Genomic DNA, 21086 nt, shown 5'->3' with positions numbered 1-21086 from the left:
TGAGAACCTGGATATCATATGATTGAGAAAAAAACCATAAAACCAAAGAATGGCTGCTGCCGGCAGCCATTCTTTTCATTCATCGAAGGATTTCCAGCTTCCTTTTCATCAGTATATATGATAAGTAATCCGGGAAGTAGTGCTTGAAACCGAAAACAATGAATGGGCAGTTCGATTTTACTGAAAAGCCGAAAAAAATCTTCTCATTAATAGAGGGGAAATCAGCGTACATAAAGAATGAAAGAATGAAGCCTTCTGCATGGAAGTGCACGGGAATGGTCCCAACCATTCTGGACCGTTTTAAATAGGAGGAGATATAGATGAGTTATATAATCGATAAAGAAGAATTGTTGCCGTTGCTGACAACCAATGATATAAGGATCTGTGACTGTCGCTTTCGGCTAGGATCGCCTGACGCAGGGCAAAGGGAATTTGAAGAAGACCATATTCCCGGCGCCGTTTATTTCGATCTTGAAAAAGACTTATCAGGTCAGGTTCAGGAACATGGCGGGAGGCATCCGCTTCCAGACTTAACCGTTTTTAAAGGGAAATTGGAAGCAAACGGAATAACGAATGATACGGTACTCGTGGCTTATGACGGCGGAGAGGGTTCTTATGCGTCCAGATTTGTCTGGCTGCTGAGCTATCTTGGCCATCGGAATGTCCAAGTGCTTGACGGTGGATATGCTGCCTGGAAGAATGGAGGGTACCCAATAGATGCAGCTCTTTCGTATTATCCATCAACTGAATATCATATGGAATTAAATGAGTCGGTTCATGCCTCTTATCAAGAAGTGAAGCAATTTACAATGAGAAGCGCGGATGATATCGTTTTGGTGGATTCAAGGGAAGCCAAACGGTATCAAGGAATCGAGGAGCCGATCGATAAAAAAGCCGGACATATTCCTGGCGCAGTCAATAAGCTGTGGACGAAGGTGCTCGATAATGGCCATTTCAAAAAGGAGGAAGCACTTCATTCGAATTTCAGCGACATTGGCAGAGATAAGGAAATCATCGTGTACTGTGGTTCTGGTGTAACGGCAGCTCCCAATTATGTTGCATTGAAAGAAGCTGGTTACAAACATGTTAAGCTTTATATTGGCAGCTTTAGTGACTGGATTTCGTATGATGATAATCCGATTGAGTGATAAATTTTCCAAATAAACGCTCCTTAAAAAAGTGCACAGGTATGGTAAAATATATGTACATCATGATAGAGGTGATAATGTGTTAATGAAAGAAAATGAGCAGCAGCATTCCTTCATGCTTGTTGACGGAATGGCGCTCCTATTCAGGGCTTTTTATGCAACTGCCGTTACGGGGCAGTTCATGATCAATTCAAAAGGAATGCCTACAAATGCCGTTCAAGGCTTTTTGAAGCATATGCTGACAGCCGTGAATCAATTTTCACCCAGTCATGTAGCAGTATGCTGGGATATGGGAAGCAAGACGTTCCGTAATGAAATATTTGATGGGTACAAGGCCAACCGTTCCGAAGCTCCCATCGAAATGATCCCGCAATTCGACTTGGCTAAAAAGGCAGTAGAAGCCTTTGATATTCCAAATATAGGACTTTCTGGTTATGAGGCGGATGACTGTATCGGGACCATTGCAAAAGCATCTGCCCAGCATAGCCAAGTAAGTATATTGACAGGCGACCAGGACATGCTCCAGTTAATAGAAGAAAATATATCCGTTCTATTGCTGAAGAAAGGCTACGGTAATTATGAGGTTCATAATCCCGATAGCTTTTATGAGTGGAAAGGGATCACACCAAGGCAAATGGTTGATTTAAAAGCTTTAATGGGTGATACAGCTGATAACTATCCCGGAGTGAAAGGGATTGGCGAGAAAACAGCGTTAAAATTATTGATACAGTATCAAAGCATCGAAGGCATTCTTGAAAATGTCGCTTCCTTGACTAAAGGGCAGCGGGCTAAGATTGAGTCTGCCGTCGATATGCTCCATTTATCCAGAAAACTTGCTGAAATAAAATGTGACGTTCCGATTTCATGTTCTTTGGATGAAGCCGTGTACCGCTATGACCGTGAGAAAGTGCAAAACCTTGCCAGGGATCATGAATTCAGGGCTTTACTAAGGATGATATAACACAAAACAAAGGGAGCTTCCTAATCGGAGCTCCCTTTTTGAAATTCCCTTCGATTATTACCCTGAATTTCAGAGGTCAGGGGACCAACCAAACGGTTCGATGCACCAGCTGATCTAACGTAATCATATCAGGTTGATTTGGCTGTATAGTATCGTGTTTAGAGAGCATCCTCATCCCCTCAAGTTTTTATTATTCCCTTGTAAAACCATGAAAAGGGTTTTGTCTTTGAGTTAAAACAAAGTTGTTTGAGCCGGTTCTCGAGGCTCCTGCGGGGGTAGCGCATCTACGGGACACCAAGTTGGCTCGGGCGAACCGCCTCTGTAGAAGCGATTGCCTGTAGTGGAAAGAAACGGAGAAGTACACCCTTCAGAACCGAGGATAACGGGAAAAACATCCATGAACTCTGTAGATCCATTCGTTTTTAATGGGTTTTATTTATAGGAAAGGGTCTAACCAATAGTAAGCTCTTTTACTTTGTACCGTGAATTTTTTGTCGAAAAATGGATAGTCAAAATCTTTTATTTACGGTAAGATGAAAATAAGGCATGAATTTTGGAGTGGATGAAGAAGTGGCGAAATCGACTGAGGAGTACGTTCGTTTTTTGGAAGGAAAGGGATTCACTTTTGGCAATGATGCCATTGGCTTTATTTATTTTGGCAAGCGCTATACAGACGCCAGTGATATTTTAGTCAATGCTGCAATAGAGCTGACTTTAAAGGTCCAGAAGAATTTTGACGGCAGCTTTTATATCTCATTTTTGGAAAACTTGAAACAAAATGGCATTGAAACCCGTAACGGTGCGATATCGTTCGCAATGGAACAGGGGCTGTTAAAATAAATCGGACTCCCTTTAGGTAGAAGTCCGATTTATTTTATGTAGCGTCAGGAAATTTCCTGGGCGATCTTCGTTTTTTTCCGCCTTGTTGGCAATTCAGCAAGTATCATTCCCAAGAAAATGAGTGCACAGCCGATGAGGGAAGCGGAAGTCAATTTTTCCCCTATCAAAATGTAAGAGGATAACGCTGCAAAAACCGGTTCCATTGAAAAGATCAATGCAACCCTGGTCGGTGTGGTATAAGCCTGGAAGTAAGTTTGGGCAAAAAAAGCGAATGCAGTGGCAAGTGCTGCCGTCACCACTAAAGCAGTCCACACGTCTTTCTGCAGCATGACAGATGGCCTGAACATGACGGAATGATCTTCGTTGAAAATGAAGGCTGACGCAAAGGATAATAATGAAACTGTTGAAAGCTGGATCAGCGTCAACGGTAACGCAGGCATGCTTTTGGCGTACCTGGCTGTAGTGATGATTTGCATCGCAAAACTTATCGCGCATAAAAATACCAGTAAATCACCGATATTCATGGTCGATCGGTCAGCCAAGGTCATGAAGTAAAGCCCGGCAGTAGCGGCACCGACGCCTATAAGGGTACGAAGGGAAAGCTTATGCTTTAAAAGGAGAAGCGAAAAGACGGGGACCATGACGACACTCAATCCCGTTATGAAGCCTGTCTTTGCAGGAGTCGTGTAATTCAGTCCTATCGTTTGGAACCCATACCCTAGAAAAAGCCAAACCCCAATGTGAATTCCTGCTAATAAAAGACCTTTAATGCCTGTTTTTTGCCTTTTGTGAATGGTAAGTAAATAAGGGATGAGCAAAAAACCAACGGCCATCAAAAAACGGACGGCATTAAACGTGAATGGTTCAAGAAACGACAGAGCGTTTTGGACCATGACAAACGTAACTCCCCAGATGAATACAACGAATAATAATGAAAGATCAGCAGTCTTGTTCATGAACTTCCTCATTCTGATTTAAGCGAATGGCCCGTCTAGCCAATTCATCAGCGGATTTATTTTCGATACTAGGTATCCATTTCATGAAAAATAATTCAAGATTGGCCGAGAGCTTAAGCGCCCGTTCAAGCAATATGGCATATTTTTTTTTTGCATATTCCTTTTCAATGGCCTGGTTAATGGCTTGGGAATCCGTTCGAAATGAAACGACATCATATTTATTGGCAACACAAATTTCCAATGCTTTAATTAGTGCATGGTATTCCGCTTCGTGATTCTCCATTACTCCGAGCGGAATGGAATGCCGCTCGATGACACCGTTATTATTTATGAAGACACCAGCGCCGCTTGGCCCAGGATTACCTGCGCTGGCACCATCGATATATACTTCAATCATGATGTACTCCTCCCTCTGTATAAGCTAGCAATGATTTGGTGAATGAAAAATAAGATTGAAACAGAGAATTTCAGGCTAATATGGGGACTATAATAGTAAGGATGCATGAACTCCCTTACATTATAGTATAAATGGTATTCGAAAAACAGGTAGGAAATTGAACGATCGTCCGCATGAATATTGAAATGATAAGGAGCTGGAAACCTTTGAAGGTAATTATGCAATGGACCTATCAAGCCTCCAAAAAGCCATCTGCCGCTTTCGTATCGGATTGGCTTGAAGCCGGTACTGCGCTCGTCATTACGGAAGATCTTGAAAAAGCAGGAAGGCTGAAGGAAGTCGAATTTAAGGATGAATTCGATACAGTATGGACGAAGAAGGAGTTAAAGAGACTTTTGACTGAAGTGGAGGAAGAACCACAAGATGTGTCGGTTTTTTTTGATGGAGGATATCAAAAGCAAGAAGGCCTCGCTGGAATCGGTGTGGCCATTTACTTTCGCCAGGGCAAAAAGTTCTGGCGATTACGCGCCAATTTAAAACTGGAGCAATTGGAATCCAATAATGAAGCGGAATATGCCGCTTTTCATGAAGCCCTCAGGCAACTCGATGAACTAGGGGTCCATCACCAGAGCTGTGTTTTCAAAGGGGATTCGCTTGTTGTCTTGAAGCAACTTTCAGGTGAATGGCCATGTATGGAAGAAAGCCTGAATAAATGGCTGGACCGCATTGAAGCGAAGCTTGATAAGCTAAAGATCATACCGGTTTATAGGCCAATTGCGCGGAAGGACAATCAGGAAGCCGATCGTCTGGCAACCCTTGCTCTTGAGGGAAAAGCCATTTTCAGCAAATCCGAAATTGCAGGGTCAAAGGAGCCATATCCACAATGAATAGGAAAAAAATTTATGAAGAAGTCGAAGATGTTCTGACTTCATTCTGCCAGGATTGCTTTTTGAGAAAACATTTCCGAAAAGAAAAGGGGCGTACTTACGCCCACCAGTTCTGTATTACCGAATGTACCGTTGGAGAAAAGCTAAAGAAGTTAGGCAACGAACTTAAAGGACATTTGTAAAATTAGGCCACATAATATCCTGCAGGATCACCAAGGATATGGTATTATAGGTAAAAAATAGAGAAAAGTGTGAGAGCCTTGAAAAATAGAAAAGGGAAGCTGAATGATAAATCGTTTCCGCCTCTTACCATTCCGGAAATTGACTTCATGATGGCAAAATTGAAAAAAGCCGAAAATTACGGAGCGACCTTGAATGAACATCAAGCACTTTCAAAAGTGGAAATCAATAAAAAAATCAATCAAGCCTCCGTTCAACTGAAAGGTCTTTTTCACGAAATACGCAACAATGGCAATATGCAGCTTGAAACGGTCCAGGCAATTCAAGCGCATATTGCACCTGTCATTTTGGAAGCTGCAAAAAATCCGGATATTCATTACCTTTTCGAACGATTGAAAGCGAGCAGTGAGTACACATACAGCCATAATATCGGTGTTGGGATCATTGCCACTTACATAGGGAGGAAGCTTGGATTTTCCAAAGAAAATCTTTCAACCCTGACTCTGGCCGCCACCTTGCATGATGTTGGAAAAACAAAGATTCCCGAGAGTGTATTGGAAAAACGGGGAAAATTGACTGCTGCAGAGTATGAGGAAATGAAGCGTCATACAATCCATGGGTATGAATTACTTAAAGATATCCCCGGCTTGCCTCCGTCGGTTGCATTATCCGCCCTTCAGCATCATGAACGGGAAGATGGGAATGGCTATCCATTAAGACTGAGGGCAAATGATATTCATCCTCATTCGAAAATCGTGGCGATAGCCGATGTATTCCATGCGATGTCATCCAACCGTGTATATCATCAGGCCATGCCATTCCATAAGGTGATTGAGCAAATGAACCGTGATATGTTCGATAAACTCAACCCGGAATTCCTGCTTGGGTTTATATCTCAACTAATGTCTACCTTGGTAGGAAAAGAAGTGTTGCTGACCAATCAGCAAACCGGGACGATCATCATGATCAATCCATACGACCCACTTAAAGTTTTGTTGAATACGGAAACAGGAATCAAAGACTTGAGAATGGAAGAGGAATGCAGGATCGAACGGATCATTGGTTAGTGAAAAAAGGGACCGATCTTTAAGAATCGGTCCCTTCGTCATGCTGTTTAACAGAATCGAAATAGGCTTTGAGCATCACTTTATTCTCAATGAAGTCTGCAATCGTATATTGATCGAGGACCTGTAGGAAAGCATCCAGAGCATTATTTAGGGCAAATTTCAATGAACAGACAGGAGAAATGATACAGTTGCCGTGATCTTTAAAACATTCCACCAAATAAAAATCCTCTTCGGTTTTCCTTACAATTTCCCCGACGTTTATTTCTGCAGGCGGTTTTGCCAGGCGAAAACCGCCATTTCTACCACGTATCGTCTCGATATAGCCTAATTTACCTAAATTATGGACGATCTTCATCAAATGATTTTTGGATAGTTGATAAACTTCCGAAATCTCTTTTATATTTGATAATTTGCTTTGGTCGTGGGAAGCCAGGTAAATCAACACTCTAAGTGAGTAATCGGAATAACTCGTCAACCTCATGTCTATCGCCTCACATTCTATCCCCATTTGACTATATCATAAATGTGAACAATTTATAAACATCAAACTTTAGCGACTGAAAAGATGTATGAAATATATTGCTTTTCAGTTCGTTCCGTTCTAATATAAACATGTATTCAAAATACTTGTTTATGAGAAGGGGTTTATTTATGCTATCCCAGAAAACCATCGATATTATTAAATCCACAGTGCCGGTATTAGAGGTGCATGGTACAACCATCACAACCGTATTCTACAAAAATCTTTTTGAAGCACATCCGGAATTATTGAATATTTTCAATCATGCCAATCAGAAGAAAGGACGGCAGCAACATGCACTTGCCAACACAGTTTTGGCAGCAGCCAAAAATATCGATCAACTAGAATCGATCTTGCCAGTGGTCAAGCAAATTGCGCAAAAACACAGAAGCCTTGCCGTCAAGCCTGAGCATTATCCCATCGTCGGGGAATATTTATTGGCGGCAATCAAGGAAGTATTACAGGAAGCAGCTACAGAGGAGATCCTCCAAGCCTGGGGGGATGCCTATGGTATCATCGCCGGAGTCTTCACTAGCATCGAAAAGGAAATGTACGATCAAGCTTCGGAACAAGAAGGGGGCTGGGCAGACTTCAAATCATTCACAGTCGTCAAAAAAGTGCCGGAAAGTGATGTAATCACATCCTTTTATTTAAAACCGGCAGATGGTGCTGTAATTCCATCCTTCCTTCCTGGCCAATATGTAACCGTCCGGATCGCGATACCTGGTGAACGCTATCTTTTCAATCGGCAATATAGTTTGTCGGATGCCGCTGGAAAAGACCACTTCCGGATTTCCGTCAAAAAAGAGAGGCAGGGAAGCTCTCCGGATGGCAGAGTCTCGAACTACCTGCACGATTCCATCCAGGTGGGGGACAGTCTTGACTTAACCGTTCCTGCGGGCCATTTCACCATCGACCTGGAAAAAAGGACACCTGTCGTCTTCCTCGCCGGCGGCGTCGGGATAACCCCTTTCATGAGCATGGTGCATGCAGTGGCCGATCAAACACCCGAACGTGATGTACACTTCATTCATGCAGCCGATAACGGAAAAGTGCAGCCGTTTAGAGGCGAACTGACAGACCTAGCACAGAAACTCGTGAGCTATCAATTTTCGTTCGTGTATAAAAATCCGGATGAGCAAGATAAGCAGCTGCAAAATTATGTGAAGGATGGGTATATCGATAAGGAATTATTGAGCCTCCATGTAAAGCCTGAAGCTGACTATTATATTTGTGGCCCTGTCCCTTTCATGAAAGCGCTCATCACTTGCCTGAAGGAGTTAGGGGTCGAACCTGAAAACATTCACTATGAGTTCTTCGGTCCTGCCATGGCACTATAAGAAGTCTGTAGTGCAAGGAATGTTATTGACATCAAGAAGATAATTTTGCATACTATATTAAAACCATGAACGTTGAGAGAAGATTAGTATGCGAGATATGACTGTGACAGAGAGCGGCGTCAATTGCTGGAAGGCCCGTGACAGGAAAGCGCAGAACCTGCTTCTTGAGTCCTATGCAAAACATAGGCGCAAATCCTGGCGTTATCAGGCAAAGTGGAATGCATGAAACTTGCGTTCAATGAAGGTGGTACCACGGAGAGCAGCCCTTTTCGTCCTTATTTCGAGGATGAAAAGGGCTTTTTTTCATGGCTAAGATATTTATTGGAGGACTGAAACGATGGAAAAGAAACGCATCGTAGTTAAGATAGGAAGTAGTTCTTTAACCAACTCACAAGGTGAAATCGATCAAAGCAAATTTTCCGATCACATTCAGGCAGTGGCAGCTTTAAGGAATGCCGGACATGAAGTGGTCCTTGTTTCATCAGGGGCTGTAGCGACCGGATTTCGTAAGCTTGGATATCCGACCAGGCCTGTGACGCTTAAAGGAAAGCAAGCGGCTGCGGCTGTTGGGCAAAGTTTGCTGATTCAGTCATATATGGAACAGTTGGGGCAGTTTGGAATCGTCCCGGCACAGATTCTGCTGACACGGAAGGATTTCTCGAAAAAAGACAGATATAAGAATGCCTATGCTACACTGATGGAATTGCTTGAACGCGGCATCCTGCCGATTATCAATGAAAATGATACGGTATCCGTCGAAGAGCTGACCTTTGGTGACAATGATATGCTCTCCGCCTTAGTGAGCGGCCTGGTACACGCCAACCACTTGATCATTTTGACGGATATCAATGGTCTCTATGATTCCAATCCGCATACGAACCCGGAGGCTAAACGATTTGATAAGCTTTCCGAAGTTACGGAAGATTTATTGCAGATGGCAAAAGGTGCAGTCTCCAATGTAGGGACAGGGGGGATGAAATCGAAGCTGATTGCAGCCCAGACAGCACTTTCACTTGGGGTGAAAGTATTTATAGGGTCTGGAGCGGGAAGTGAAAAACTCATCAAGATCCTCGAGGGCGACGGGGACGGCACATACATCGGCAATGATGTCTTGACGACCGTAACGAAAAACAAACAATGGATATCCCTTCATTCACAGGTTTCCGGAAAAATCTTCGTTGATGAAGGCGCTGAACGGGCGTTGGTTTCGAATGGAAGCAGTCTATTGCCCGCTGGAATTTATGAAATAACAGGCGTTTTTAACAAGGGGGATGTCGTCGAAGTCTTTGGCACAAATGGATTGCTGGGCCGCGGTGAGGTTCTTTATTCCGATGAGGAATTGAAACAGGCCATGGGCAAGCGGACAACCGAGCTTGTGATCACTTCCATCGAGGTCATCCACCGTGATAAATGGGTGAAAGCATAGCTCAAATCAATCTAAAGGAAGAAAAGGGGGCATTTGAAATGAGTGAAGTGACGGTAAAAGGAAAGGCAGCGAAAGCGGCCAGTTATCAGCTAATCGGATTGACTACAAAAAAGAAGAATGAGGCACTCGAGAAAATAGCAGAGCAACTAGTAAACGATAAGGAAAGTCTATTGATTGAAAACCAAAAAGATCTTGAAGAAGGCCGCAAAAAAGGCTTGAGTGAATCAATATTGGATCGAATCATGTTAAACGATGCACGCATTGATGATATGGCAGCTGCGATAAAGCTTTTAATGGATTTAAAAGACCCTATCGGCGAAACATTGGAAACGATTGAAAAAGAAAACGGCTTATTGATTAAAAAACTGCGGGTGCCAATCGGTGTTATCGGAATGATTTATGAAGCAAGGCCCAATGTAACCATCGATGCGGCTACATTAGCTTTAAAAACGGGGAATGCCGTCCTGTTAAGGGGAAGCTCATCAGCGAGACATTCCAATATGGCATTGGTCTCCTCCATTCATAAGGCCTTGGCGAAAACGGATATTCCTGTGGAAGCTGTACAGTTAATCGAGGATACGAGCCGTGAAACCGCAAAGGAGCTTTTCCATCTTAATGAGTATTTAGATGTTTTGATTCCCCGAGGTGGTAAGAATTTAATAGAAACGGTCATTAAGGAGTCCACTGTTCCTGTCCTTGAAACAGGAGCAGGCAATTGCCATATCTTTATCGATGAAACGGCAGAAATCGCCATGGTCGAGCGCGTTGTATTAAACGGTAAAACACAGCGCCCATCCGTGTGCAATGCAATCGAGAGCCTTCTTATTCATGAAAACTGGTTTAAAGGAAATGGCGGACGCTTGCTGACGCTCCTCGATGATGCGGGAATAGAAATATTCGGGGATGAAGAGGTTTGTCATACTTTCCCGAAAGCGCAAGCTGCTACGGAGGAAGATTGGTCAAATGAATATTTAGCATTGAAAATCAGCGTGAAAATTGTCGAAGATGTATCGGAAGCCATCGAGCACATTAACCAATACGGTACGAAACATTCCGAAGCGATCCTTACGAAAGCTGAACAAAACGCTTCCATATTTTTAAATAAAGTAGATGCAGCAGCTGTTTATCACAATGCCTCCACCCGCTTTACCGATGGTTTCGAATTTGGTTATGGTGCAGAAATCGGCATTTCCACACAAAAGCTCCATGCGCGTGGACCAATGGGCTTGCCAGCGATGACTTCGAGCAAATACTTCATTTATGGACAGGGGCAAATTCGCGAGTGACATTCATTTTTACTTGGAAGGTTAGAAAAGCTCTAGTAAGGGTATTGTATAGTACATTACTTTTAAAGGAGCAGATACCATGGACAAGAGGTTTATAGCAATATATGAAAATGAAAAAAAAGCGACTGAAGCAGTAGAGAACTTAAAGCAACAAGGTTATACTTCCGATCAAATATCTATCATAGCAAAAAACGTTGACAAATTGCCGAATGAAGCGGAAGAAGTCAGCCCGACAAGGACAGATGGATTGGTTGCTGGTGCAGCAGCAGGCGGAGCTGTCGGATTGACTGGCTTATTGATTGGAATGAGTGCATTGGCCGTACCGGGAATAGGACCGATATTGGCAGCCGGGCCGATATTCGCTACATTTGGGGGAGCGGCAGCCGGGGCAGCCTCAGGAGCAGGCGGCTTGAGGAAACCACTATTGGATATGGGATTGGAGGAAGAAGACGTCGATCAATACGTGGAAGATATCAAGGCAGGAAAGATCCTTGTCATTGCCGACCCCGTATTAAGTGAATGAATTCATGCATAAACATAAAAGCCCCTTGTGAGTTCATGAGGGGCTTGCGTTTGTTTTTTCTATCTCTTACTATTGCTTGATAGGATGATGGCCACCGAGTTCCACCTAATGGTGAAGACAAATGTTGATGACTTCCGGACCGCTTCTGGCAACAGCATTGACCCCTTCTTGATTGTTCAAGAAGGGGCTTTTTTTTTTGCCTTTATCATTCATTATGGAAGGACTGATCCTTCCTTTGCTGTTCTTCTGCAAGAAACTCAAAAAAAACATTCATGGCATATAGGGGCTGCTCATTCATCTTTTTATAATAATTACTTTTCCGCGCATCCGTTACATAGCTGCTTTTTTTGATTCTCTCCAACATATAATTCCGGCTCATTCTCGCGATTTCTTTTTGGTTGTGTTTATTTTCTTTTAATAGTGCGAACCCGACTGCCCCAATCAATGCATAGATACCTAGCGCAATATTCGAGGTCGATAATGATTCGTTCTTAAATAAAAGGAAAAAAAGATTGATGACGGAAAACCCGATCATCACAGTCGATAAAAAGCCATATTTCATATTTTTCTTCAACAAAGGAGATAACTTTGCTTGAAGCTGTTCGATTTCTGCCTGCATGAAACGCGGTATATTCGTTAGTTTAATATTCATAGTTTCCTCCTTATAATCTTGCATGCATCCAATAAAAGAATGACATGGGATAATTTTTACCTATTTTATGAAACAGGAAAAGGAACCTTATATCTATATCTTATCGTTTTGAACTGTATTTGTCATGTTTATCTACTTTTCGAAGGATTGCCTGGATGGAGGCAAGACATGGTCGTCTTGAAAAGCGAATAAATCAGCAAGGGTCGGTAAGGTTTCTAAACATGCATCAAAAATTGCTCACAAGTAGTCCCAACATTAGACCTGGCCTCCCTAGCTATCAAAAAGTATGGACATGTGGTAAAATAGTCCTTAACTGGAAGGTCGATCTTCCAGTTAATCAAGAAGAATCGGGAGTGATGGACATATTGCGCCTTTTTTTTACATAAAAATGTGACTATTGTGGTATTTTGTTCTTTTAAATCGAGTTTTGAGACAAATCAATATATAATTAGAAAGCGAGACAATAGATACAAAGATTAAGGAGGGACATAGAATGATGGAATGGGCTCTTGTCATTTTGTTTGGTGCAGCAGTTTTACTGTTCATTTTATCGTTTAGTAAAAAGGATTCCGTAAAAGTGGACGAACAAATGGAGCAGCTTGCCAGCTCATTTGCAGATGAAATGAGTGTATTACAAGAAAAAATCAGGAACATCGAGATAGATGCAGAAATTACGGCACAAGAGGCAGGCGTTCTTGCTCTGTCTTCGGAAAAACGGAACTTATTGCGTGAAGTGCTTGATTTACATAAGCGGGGCTATTCAACTGAAAGCATTGCATTGAAAACAAAACATCCAGAAAATGAGATTGAAAACTTGCTTACTCCTTACATAAAAGCGAAGAATGAAAGGAGGACCGTTGCCAATGACATCTAAATCATTGCGCAGTTTTGCAGGTGGCCTCATTGTTGCTGCCGGTCTGTGCGGAGCAGTATACTTCTTTGGCCCAGGGGAAGCTACGGGCACTTCGGAGAAACTTTCTGAAGATGAAATGAAAGATTCCCTCACGAGCAAAGGGTATGTCATTCATTCAGAAAAAGAATGGGAAGATCAGATTGCTGAAGCGGAATCCATTAAAAAACAGATGGATGCGGCAAAAGCGGCAGAAACAGAAAAAGAACCGAAGGAAAAAATCGTTTACCGCACAGTCCTGCGTGTGTCTAAAGGTTCGACAAGCATCGATGTAGGGAAAGACCTTCAAAAAGCAAAAGTCATTAAAAATGCTAATGCATTTTCTAAAGAGGTTGAGAAGAAAGGCAAGGCCAACGGTTTACGCCCTGGAACATATGAGGTGGACAGTGAAATGACGACAGAAAAAATCATATCCATCATATTTAAATAACAAGGATTAACGACCATTTTTAAATGGTCGTTTCAGTTTGTAGACAAAAGGGGTTCGGAATCTATTACTCCGAACCCCTTTTAAATTATCTTCGAATGTTCGCCTGAATTTTAGAGATCAGGGCTCGTCCCCTTTGTAAGGCCAGTATTGGACCTTTCCATGTCCAATTGGCCATCTTCTTTACATTCATGGCAGCGAAAGTAAGCATCGCCTGCAACGACAATTTTTTAAGTCCCCTTAAAGTAGTCCAACGCATACCATTTCTTTTGCATCTGCGAATACACGCTCAATCGTTTCTTTACGTTTCGGATAGATAGGGTTTCCATCTTGTTGATGACGCAGATGATCTGACCTTCCACATGTGTTTGCCAGATATGCTGTGTCACCACTTTCTGATGAATTTCGTTGTCTGTACATCGTGATAAAGATGAGCAGGTTGCACAGGTGTATTGGGGAGATTTGTACTCACGATAGCCCTCTTTATTCGTTGGTTGTTGAGTACGTTAAAAGCTAACAATCAAAATGTTCATCGTATACCTAGTCATGTTTGCGAAAGAACCCCTCTTCTGTTCGAGGACGTGTACAGGGTAAAGCCGGTATGATTCTTTGTTAAATAGATAGTTTGTAATTGCCGGTGTTTTATAAGCGGCATTTGCGGCAACAGCTTGTGGGTTTCCAACTTTCTCAATCACTTGATCAATAAGAGGCTCTAAAACCTATCATGTGTATTTCCAGGTGTTACAATCGTTCCTAATACAAAACCGTTGCGGTCTGCAGCGCGTGGAATGAATAGGCAACTGTTTTGTTCGTTCAACGTTTACCTAGTAGCCACTCTCAGAATCCGTTGTCCTTTCTTTTATTTCTTTGATTTCGTTCTTATCAAATTTAACCGGTGGAAAAGGCTTCTACCTATGAATTTAAACAAAGTTGATTGGAACGTAAGGTATGAGACTCCTGCGGGAAAAGCGCGTCTAGGGGAGACACCGTAGGCGCAAAGCGCCAAGGAGGCTCCCCGACCGCCTCTGGATAAGCGAGTGCCTGGAGTGGAAATCAACGGCCACATTGTCCAACCATAAAAATAGACAAACTCGATTATCATCGAGTTTGTCTATAGTCTGTAACGACCATTAAAAAATGGTCGTTTTTTTATATCGCGACACTTTTATGATTAAGCAAACATGACGGGATAGACCTGTGAGTCGAGATATATCGGTACCCGTTTTTGAATCAAGGGTGAAATGATTAACAAAGACATCCATGCGCAATGAATATCAGCCTTTCGCTGACTTGTTTAAATTCACCCTTCATTGACCTAAAATTCAGGATCCCTTCCCTTGCTTCGTAAGTAAGATTTCTTCGATGCTGTTGGTAACACAAATATTATTGATCGTTTTATCTTTAGTGTATTGCATTGCACCCGCTCCTCCTAAATAAAACTCGATTTCTTTATTTTCAGCAGCGAATAAATCCAGGGTGCTAAGCAAATCAGGATCCTTTTCAAATGGAAGCGTCGTCGATGCAGACAGCAGGACTTTAACGGGCTGTAACCGTGTTATTAGTGATTGGATCGACCCAGGAGCCGGTGAAGCTCCGATCAGTGTCGTTTTCCACCCTCTCAACATGAACCGTAACAAAATATAGTGTACAGGAATTTCATGATATTCATGTGGAAGACAAGCACCTAAAACTAATTCCGCTTTATCCGAGTATTGAAAGTTACGGCGGATTTGCACAAGGAAGTCCTTGACTACCATACTCGAAACAGATTCCTGATATTCATCCCATTCGCCGCTTTCCCACATATCTCCGACTTCTTGTAAAAAAGGTGAGACGACAGAAGTCAAAAATTTTTCCAAACCGTAAAAGTGATAAGCCTGCTTCAGAACGATCAGTAAATCCAATTCGTTACACGTATACCCTATTTCCATCAACTGAATCACATAATAATTCAGTTCTGTGTCAAGAGCGGTCTTCGTTTGAACCGTTGCGTTTTCCATCGTATCGAGCTTCTCTTTTGCCAGGTTAGATGCTTGTTTAATAGAAAATCCCTTTTTTTGAAGCGATTTAATAGTTAAAAGAGTGTTGATATCTTCCTCGCTGTAAAGTCGGTATCCATTCTCATGGCGAACAGGCTGTATGATATCATATCTTTCTTCCCATTTTCGAATCACTTGTTTGGAAAGTCCTGTAAGAGCAGAAACGTCTTTTATATAAAACTTGCCACCACGGGCATGGTTCATAGTTTTCATCCCTTATATCAAAATATTTTAGGTATTATCTGTCGGTTCAAACATATAATGAAAATCCTATAACATTGTACAAGGCGACGAGCCGAATGTACATAGGAAAAACCTTATTTTCGCTAGTGAACATGTCAGCTTTTAAAAAAACAATAAGTTTGTATAACGTTTGTATAAAAACATTATACAAAACGGTTGACAACTAAACAACTTCCTAGCAATAATTAACTCAATAACATTACAGGAGTTCTTAAGCTTATTAAAATATTTGGCAATATTACATGAGTGATATGGAAAAAGACATTGGGGGAAACCATGATTAATAAAAAGAAGGTAATTGTTGTTGGAGCGGGAGTAGCAGGGTTGGCAAGTGCGATTAGATTGCAGCATGCGGGGTATCAGGTGGAACTTTTTGAAAAAGAAGCAATACCGGGTGGAAAAATGCACAAAATTGAAAAGGATGGTTACAAATTCGACTTAGGACCAAGTATAGTCATGATGCCAGAGCTTTATCAGGAAATTTTCGAATTGGCAGGCCGTAATCCGGATGATTATATCCCAATGGAGAAATTAAATCCGATGTATTCCGTGTTCTTTGGAAGCAAAGCGGAAGATACTTACGAAATTTCTTCAGACTTAGTCGATTTAATGAAAACCTTGGAGGACATTAGTGACAAAGATGCAGAAGGTTTCCTGAAATATCTTCAAAAAATCTATGAACGTTTCATTGTTGCAAAAAATCATTTTATTCAACGCCCATTCCGGCACGCATCCGATTTCTATAATCCTTTCATGATTCGTCAAGCGTTGAAATTGAAAACATTCGATAATGCCGATCATTTTATTGGAAAATATGTGAAAAATGAACGCCTTAAGCAGATGATTAGTTTTCAAACTTTATACATAGGTGTTTCACCATATAATGGACCTTCCTTATATACCATTATCCCGATGATTGAATTACTCTATGGCGTGTGGTTCATCAAGGGTGGCATGTATACGATGGCCCAATCAATGGAACGGCTGTTTATGGAGTTGGGCGGCATGGTTCACTATAACGCGAGTGTTCAAGAAATAATCATTGAAAATCAGCAGGCCCTTGGCATTAAAGTGGATGATAAAGAAATTCACTCTGATTATGTCCTTTGTAATGCCGACTTTCCCTATGCGATGAAAAATCTGGTCAAAGACACGAAATCGAAAGGCAAGTATACAGATAAAAAAATTGACAGCATGAAGTACTCTTGTTCGTGTTTTATTATGTACTTGGGAATGGATCGAAAATATGAATCGTTAAAAACGATCCATAATTTCGTATTTAGTGAAGGTTTGGAGATGAACTTAAACGACATTTTTGATGGACGGCTTCTAGATGACCCATCCTTTTATGTCTATCTCGGCTCTAAAATGGACCCATCATTGGCTCCTGAAGGGAAAGATGGGATATATATTCTAGTTCCTGTATCTGATCTATCAACCTCCGAATACGAATGGAATGATGAAACGATAAGTCATTACCGTTCAAAAGTGTTCGAAGCTCTTAAAAAAATAGAAGGTCTTGAAAATATTGAAAATGAAATTGTTTCGGAATCCTATATGACACCGCCTGATTTTGAATCGAAATTCAATGCCTATAACGGTGCATGCTTCGGCTTACGTCCTAACCTAGCACAAAGTAATCATCTTCGCCCGCAGAGTAAAGCTAAAAAATGCGAAAATCTGTATTTTACTGGAAGCAGCACGCACCCTGGTGCCGGAGTGCCCATCGTATTACTTTCAGCTAAAATCGCTACAGAAGAACTGATTTTGGATGATCGCGGCAGTAAGCAGGCAGTACATGCAGGGAATAACTAGGAGGTATGCCGATGAGATTGACTGATCAAACACTATTGGATGAAGATTATCGGTATTGTGAGGACATCATCAAGCAGAATTCTAAAAGTTTCTATTTTGCTTTTTTAGGCTTACCGAAGGAGAAAGCAAACGCCGTTTATGCCATCTATGCTTTTTGCAGGAGTGCCGATGATAGTGTGGATCTGGGAGGGACCAGGTCAGAAAAAATCAACGCGTGGAACCGTATAAGTCAGGAGTTAAGCCTGTTCCAGGCATATAAGGAAATTGATCACCCGCTTTGGAGGGCTTTACGAGATGTATTTAATCGTTATGAAATGGATATTCAGCCTTTCTTTGATCAGCTGGAAGGTCAGAGAAGGGATATTGATTTCTCCATTCCCCAAACAATGAGTCAGGTAGAGGAATATAGCTATTACGTAGCGGGAACGGTTGGTTTAATGCTCTTGCCCATCATCGCTTCCGAATCGGAACAAGATCTTACCCAACAAGCGATATCTCTTGGAGTCGCTATGCAAATTACTAATATATTAAGAGATGTTGGGGAGGACTATAGAAAAAACAACCGAATATATTTGCCGTTATACGAGATGGAATCGGAGTCGTACACTGAGGAAGATATTAAACAAGCCAGGATCAATATGGGCTTTATCAGGATTTGGGAGAAGATGGCCAGCCGTGCAGAAGCGTTGTTTGATGACTTTCAAGAAGAGATCCGATATTTTGATAAAGACAGCCAATTCCAGGTTTTGCTATCGGCACGTCTTTATCGTGGAATCTTAAACGCCGTAAGAGATAATGAATATGACTGTTTTTTTAAGAAGAATTTCATTTCTCCAATGAAGATGCAGCAAATTCAACAAGAAATTAAGGTTTTCGCTTCCGCTTCGACTTAGAAAAGGATAGTGAATGAAGATAATCCTTTATTGTTTATCGTTTAATTTTTGAATGGAAAAAGGGGAGTGAAGGTAATGACCAAAACCGCTAAAACGGTCGTCGTTATCGGAGGCGGGCTGGGAGGACTTTCAGCCGCCATATCGATGGCGCAAAGTGGATATAAGGTTTCACTTTATGAAAAGAACGACCATCTTGGTGGTAAATTGAATCGATTGGAACAGGATGGCTTTGGTTTTGACCTTGGTCCATCCATATTGACCATGCCTCAAATATTTGAACGATTGTTTGTAAAAAGCGGCCGCGATATGGCTGACTATATTCCTACGCTTCGCTTAAAGCATGAATGGCGATCCTTCTTTCCAGACGATTCGGTCATAGATCTATATGGAGACTTGAATTTGATGTTACAGGAAAATACTTGCTTGTCTGAAAAGGACATGGAGGAGTATGGACATTTTTTAGAATATGCAAGGCGAATATATGAAGTGACTGAAGAAGGGTACTTTGCCAAGGGCTTGGATTCGACGATGGAAATCTTTAAACAACACGGGCTGATAGAATCGGTTAAAGGTTTTGATCTATTTTCAACCATGTATGATGCCATCCAGAAACGGATCAGCCATCCAAAGCTTCGGAATATGCTTGCTTATTTTATTAAATATGTAGGGTCTTCTCCATACGACGCTCCTGCCGTTCTTAATATGATGATCTATATGCAACATGCTCAAGGTGTTTGGTACGTACCTGGCGGGATGAATCGAATTGCTCAAGGTATGGTCAAACTTGCAACTGAATTAGGTGTTGAATTACATACTGGAATGGCAGTCAGAAAACTCATCACCAAGGAAGGTTCAAAGGGAATCTTGGCAGCGGAGCTGGATGATGGGACGAGGAGAACGGCGGAACATTTTATCTCCAATATGGAAGTCATCCCAGCCTATGAAAAATTATTGGATGAAGGAAAGCACTTTATCAAGAAGCTTGAAAAACGGTTTGAGCCTTCCAGTTCCGGTCTAATTCTGCACTTGGGTGTGCGTAAAACATACCCTCAGCTTGCCCATCATAACTTCTTTTTCTCTAATAATCTACAAAAACAAATGAATAAGGTTTTCCGTGACCATGAACTGCCAGACGATCCTACCATTTATTTAGTCAATGTTAATAAAACCGATCCATCTCAAGCACTTCCAGGTCATGAGAATATTAAAATTCTTCCACATATCCCACATATTCAAGATAAACCATTCACACAGAATGATTACATAGCCCTACGGGAAAAAGTATTGATGAAATTGGAGAAAATGGGCTTGACTGATTTGCGGCAAAATATTGTAACGGAAGACATGTGGACGCCGCATGATATTGAAAGAAGGTATGGATCACATCGCGGATCCATTTATGGTACAGTCTCCCACCGTAAAAAGAACCGAGGATTCAAACATGCAAAGCAAAGTGAGCGCTACGATAACCTTTATTTCGTGGGCGGTACCGTTAATCCTGGCGGGGGGATGCCGATGGTTACATTAAGCGGCCAACAAGTTCGGGATAAAATAGTACAAAAGGATTCCATTCATGGCTAATTCGACTGCAAATCTATCTCAACTAGAGCAATGGAGAAGGTTTCAAAAAGCCAGAAAGTGCATAGCATGACGGAACAATCCGTGAACCTGAAGTGCAGGCGCCAGCTTTTATCCCGATAAAAGAGCAGGCTTGGAGATCATGAAGAAGCTTGGTTGGAGGCGTTGAAGGCAAATTTGGGTAAACCAAGCGCCGAGCTTATGCTTCGGAAGGGCTTTATTGTATAACGAGATTGATTATGTAGACTGGCATTTGTCTAAGTGGATGAGGCCAAGGCGGTTAAACCGGCTTTTGCCTGGCGGGTTGGAGAAAGTGAAGTGGTGCACCACTGGATCATGATTCTTGACATCGTTGCATGGTGTTTCTTCCATATGGGTATGGGTATTTCCTTGTGTACTGTCAATATACCTAATCACCATTCGCGCATAACAATATTATATAGCGGATTAAAAGGTGAGAAATGGAAAAATTACATACCGGATGGTTCAAAAATAATTAAACGCGGTTTTGAAAAGAAACAGCTTCAAGGAACGGATACAATTTCTTTGACGAAGGTCATGTTGGAGACAAAACGGGCAGAATCAACTCACTGGTTTTCCATCTTTCCAGCTGGTTTCTTTTTTGTATGGAATCCAGTTTGGGCAGGGTGGATCATGGTAGTCTATACCATCTCTTTCAATATCCCAATCATCATCGTTCAAAGATATAATTTTGCCCGTTGGCAACAATTGTTGGCCAAGAAGAACTAATCTGTTTAAATAACTGTAAATGAGGACAAGCACGGAAGGGGGGCAGAGCCAAAAATAAAATGGATGAATGAAGAATAACAAGCAATAAAATTATGAATGAATCATGCTTTCAGGAAAAATGATTGAACCAACGAAATGGATGCCCCGTATACTTTCCTCTAAAATATCTTCTCCTCTGCGATTCTTGCCTTCGTCGTTTAGGGATTTTTCATACCAGCTTTAGAAAATTTTAAGATTTGTATGGTATG

General features: G+C 41.7%; 22 protein-coding genes and 1 pseudogene. 17 read left to right on the top strand and 6 right to left on the bottom strand.

The features are described from left to right. Positions 1-320: 320 nt before the first annotated feature. The 3 genes from AS888_RS22025 (at position 321) to AS888_RS22015 (ending at position 2949) form a co-directional block, all read left to right on the top strand. Positions 321-1148 carry a sulfurtransferase gene (locus tag AS888_RS22025; protein WP_061144227.1) on the top strand — a complete coding sequence of 276 codons (828 nt, stop codon included), beginning with the start codon at positions 321-323 and terminating at the stop codon, positions 1146-1148. Positions 1149-1233: 85 nt separating this feature from the next. Further along, the gene (locus AS888_RS22020) at positions 1234-2109 is read left to right on the top strand and encodes a 5'-3' exonuclease (protein ID WP_061144226.1); all 876 of its coding nucleotides are present in this window, start codon (positions 1234-1236) and stop codon (positions 2107-2109) included. A gap of 546 nt (positions 2110-2655) precedes the next feature. Continuing rightward, entirely contained in the window at positions 2656-2949 is a 294-nt protein-coding gene (locus AS888_RS22015) for a DUF6123 family protein (protein WP_061144225.1), read from the top strand. Positions 2950-2993: 44 nt separating this feature from the next. Here AS888_RS22015 and AS888_RS22010 read toward each other — a convergent pair whose 3' ends face one another. Then, the gene (locus tag AS888_RS22010; protein WP_061144224.1) at positions 2994-3905 is read right to left on the bottom strand and encodes a DMT family transporter; all 912 of its coding nucleotides are present in this window, start codon (positions 3903-3905) and stop codon (positions 2994-2996) included. After that, entirely contained in the window at positions 3889-4302 is a 414-nt protein-coding gene (locus tag AS888_RS22005; protein ID WP_061144223.1) for a reverse transcriptase-like protein, read from the bottom strand. The genes AS888_RS22010 and AS888_RS22005 overlap by 17 nt, the downstream gene beginning before the upstream one ends. A 206-nt stretch (positions 4303-4508) precedes the next feature. On the opposite strand from AS888_RS22005, the gene AS888_RS22000 reads away from it, so the two are divergent. The 3 genes from AS888_RS22000 (at position 4509) to AS888_RS21990 (ending at position 6436) form a co-directional block, all read left to right on the top strand. Further along, complete coding sequence (locus tag AS888_RS22000; RefSeq protein WP_260320335.1) at positions 4509-5189, top strand: ribonuclease H family protein; 681 nt, start codon at positions 4509-4511, stop codon at positions 5187-5189. Then, a complete protein-coding gene (locus AS888_RS21995) occupies positions 5186-5371 on the top strand; it encodes a zinc-finger domain-containing protein (protein ID WP_061144222.1) in 186 nt (61 codons plus the stop codon). The genes AS888_RS22000 and AS888_RS21995 overlap by 4 nt, the downstream gene beginning before the upstream one ends. A gap of 78 nt (positions 5372-5449) precedes the next feature. Next, on the top strand, positions 5450-6436 hold the full coding sequence (locus AS888_RS21990) for an HD-GYP domain-containing protein (RefSeq protein ID WP_155645581.1): 987 nt from the start codon (positions 5450-5452) through the stop codon (positions 6434-6436). Positions 6437-6455: 19 nt separating this feature from the next. Here the strand turns inward: AS888_RS21990 and AS888_RS21985 are convergent, their stop codons facing one another. Then, positions 6456-6917: an RrF2 family transcriptional regulator gene (locus tag AS888_RS21985; protein WP_061144220.1), complete on the bottom strand. Its 462-nt coding sequence runs from the start codon at positions 6915-6917 to the stop codon at positions 6456-6458. Positions 6918-7087: 170 nt separating this feature from the next. Here AS888_RS21985 and hmpA point away from each other — a divergent pair, with 170 nt between their 5' ends. The 5 genes from hmpA to AS888_RS21965 all read left to right on the top strand — a co-directional run bounded on the left by hmpA (position 7088) and on the right by AS888_RS21965 (position 11531). Then, positions 7088-8296, top strand: a complete 1209-nt coding sequence (gene hmpA, locus AS888_RS21980) for an NO-inducible flavohemoprotein (RefSeq protein WP_061144219.1) — start codon at positions 7088-7090, stop codon at positions 8294-8296. Between the two features lie 97 nt (positions 8297-8393). After that, the gene (locus tag AS888_RS26965; protein ID WP_260320334.1) at positions 8394-8522 is read left to right on the top strand and encodes a hypothetical protein; all 129 of its coding nucleotides are present in this window, start codon (positions 8394-8396) and stop codon (positions 8520-8522) included. Between the two features lie 111 nt (positions 8523-8633). Next, positions 8634-9722 carry a glutamate 5-kinase gene (gene proB / locus AS888_RS21975; RefSeq protein WP_061144218.1) on the top strand — a complete coding sequence of 363 codons (1089 nt, stop codon included), beginning with the start codon at positions 8634-8636 and terminating at the stop codon, positions 9720-9722. 38 nt (positions 9723-9760) lie between these two features. After that, positions 9761-11008 (top strand): glutamate-5-semialdehyde dehydrogenase, encoded by a 1248-nt coding sequence (locus tag AS888_RS21970; protein WP_061144217.1) that lies wholly within the window; start codon positions 9761-9763, stop codon positions 11006-11008. 79 nt (positions 11009-11087) lie between these two features. Further along, the gene (locus AS888_RS21965) at positions 11088-11531 is read left to right on the top strand and encodes a general stress protein (RefSeq protein ID WP_061144216.1); all 444 of its coding nucleotides are present in this window, start codon (positions 11088-11090) and stop codon (positions 11529-11531) included. Between the two features lie 205 nt (positions 11532-11736). Here the strand turns inward: AS888_RS21965 and AS888_RS21960 are convergent, their stop codons facing one another. Then, a complete protein-coding gene (locus AS888_RS21960; protein WP_061144215.1) occupies positions 11737-12183 on the bottom strand; it encodes a DUF5392 family protein in 447 nt (148 codons plus the stop codon). 493 nt (positions 12184-12676) lie between these two features. Here AS888_RS21960 and AS888_RS21950 point away from each other — a divergent pair, with 493 nt between their 5' ends. Both AS888_RS21950 and AS888_RS21945 read left to right on the top strand, forming a co-directional pair. Next, positions 12677-13057: a hypothetical protein gene (locus AS888_RS21950; protein WP_260320333.1), complete on the top strand. Its 381-nt coding sequence runs from the start codon at positions 12677-12679 to the stop codon at positions 13055-13057. Then, complete coding sequence (locus AS888_RS21945) at positions 13047-13523, top strand: endolytic transglycosylase MltG (protein WP_061144213.1); 477 nt, start codon at positions 13047-13049, stop codon at positions 13521-13523. Before AS888_RS21950 ends, AS888_RS21945 begins: the two co-directional genes overlap by 11 nt. 85 nt (positions 13524-13608) lie before the next feature. Here the strand turns inward: AS888_RS21945 and AS888_RS26015 are convergent. Both AS888_RS26015 and AS888_RS21935 read right to left on the bottom strand, forming a co-directional pair. After that, positions 13609-14428, bottom strand: a pseudogene (locus tag AS888_RS26015) (transposase); the annotation flags it as partial. Positions 14429-14842: 414 nt separating this feature from the next. Next, on the bottom strand, positions 14843-15763 hold the full coding sequence (locus AS888_RS21935; RefSeq protein ID WP_061144212.1) for a MerR family transcriptional regulator: 921 nt from the start codon (positions 15761-15763) through the stop codon (positions 14843-14845). Positions 15764-16078: 315 nt separating this feature from the next. Here AS888_RS21935 and AS888_RS21930 point away from each other — a divergent pair, with 315 nt between their 5' ends. From AS888_RS21930 to AS888_RS21915, 4 genes are all read left to right on the top strand, one after another. After that, entirely contained in the window at positions 16079-17617 is a 1539-nt protein-coding gene (locus AS888_RS21930) for a phytoene desaturase family protein (RefSeq protein WP_061144211.1), read from the top strand. An 11-nt stretch (positions 17618-17628) separates the two neighbouring features. Further along, a complete protein-coding gene (locus AS888_RS21925; RefSeq protein ID WP_061144210.1) occupies positions 17629-18510 on the top strand; it encodes a phytoene/squalene synthase family protein in 882 nt (293 codons plus the stop codon). Between the two features lie 75 nt (positions 18511-18585). Continuing rightward, positions 18586-20091: a phytoene desaturase family protein gene (locus AS888_RS21920; protein WP_061144209.1), complete on the top strand. Its 1506-nt coding sequence runs from the start codon at positions 18586-18588 to the stop codon at positions 20089-20091. Positions 20092-20349: 258 nt separating this feature from the next. After that, positions 20350-20838, top strand: a complete 489-nt coding sequence (locus AS888_RS21915) for a glycosyl-4,4'-diaponeurosporenoate acyltransferase CrtO family protein (RefSeq protein WP_061144208.1) — start codon at positions 20350-20352, stop codon at positions 20836-20838. The last annotated feature ends 248 nt before the right edge of the window (positions 20839-21086 follow it).

This window comes from Peribacillus simplex (assembly GCF_001542915.1).
GTDB lineage: Bacteria > Bacillota > Bacilli > Bacillales > DSM-1321 > Peribacillus > Peribacillus simplex_B.
This window is presented reverse-complemented; position numbering and strand designations above follow the sequence as displayed.